Raw genomic sequence first — 1,116 nt, forward strand, 5'->3', positions numbered from 1 at the left:
GGCGCATTCAAACCGAAGAAATCGGTCGCGCTGTCGGGCGTGACGGCCGGCAATACCGCACTGTGCACGGTCGGCCGCACCGGCAACGACCTGCACTACCGCGGCTACGACATTCTCGATCTGGCCGGCGCCTGCGAATTCGAGGAGATCGCGCATCTGCTCGTGCACGGCAAGCTGCCGAACCTCGCCGAGCTGGCCGCGTACAGAACCAGGCTCAAGGCGATGCGCGGCCTGCCCGCGAACGTGAAGGCCGTGCTCGAATGGATCCCGGCCGCCGCGCATCCGATGGACGTCATGCGCACCGGCGTCTCGGCGCTTGGCACCGTGCTGCCCGAGAAGGACGATCACAGCGTCGCCGGCGCACGCGATATCGCCGATCGCCTGATGGCGTCGCTGGGCTCGATGCTGCTCTACTGGTATCACTACTCGCACAACGGCCGGCGCATCGAGGTCGAAACCGACGACGACTCGATCGGCGGCCACTTCCTGCATCTGCTGCACGGCACGCCGCCGTCGAAGTCGTGGGTCGACGCGATGCACGTGTCGCTGAACCTGTATGCCGAGCACGAGTTCAATGCGTCGACGTTCGCGGCCCGCGTGATCGCGGGCACGGGCGCGGACATCTATTCGGCGATCACCGGCGCGATCGGCGCGCTGCGCGGGCCGAAGCACGGCGGCGCGAACGAGGCGGCATTCGACGTGCAAACGCGCTACCGGAACCCGGACGAAGCCGAAGCCGACATCCGCAGGCGCGTGGAAAACCGGGAAGTCGTGATCGGCTTCGGGCACCCGGTCTACACGACCGGCGACCCGCGCAACAAGGTGATCCGCGAAGTCGCGAAGAAGCTGTCGAAGGAAGCCGGCCACACGAAGCTGTTCGACATCGCCGAGCGGCTCGAGACGGTGATGTGGGACGCGAAGAAGATGTTCCCGAATCTCGACTGGTTCAGCGCCGTGTCGTACCACATGATGGGCGTGCCGACCGCGATGTTCACGCCCGTGTTCGTGATCGCGCGCACGAGCGGCTGGAGCGCGCACATCATCGAGCAGCGCATCGACAACAAGATCATCCGGCCGAGCGCGAATTACACGGGGCCTGAGAATTTGAAGTTCGTG

The 1,116-nt window shown here is 65.7% G+C and carries 1 protein-coding gene; it reads left to right on the top strand.

The features are described from left to right. Nucleotides 1-1,116: 2-methylcitrate synthase (prpC, locus tag QYH69_RS35860; RefSeq protein ID WP_308836340.1), on the top strand; the 1,116-nt coding region annotated here is incomplete at both ends.

This window comes from Paraburkholderia sp. SARCC-3016, assembly GCF_031119615.1.
Classification (GTDB): Bacteria; Pseudomonadota; Gammaproteobacteria; order Burkholderiales; family Burkholderiaceae; genus Paraburkholderia.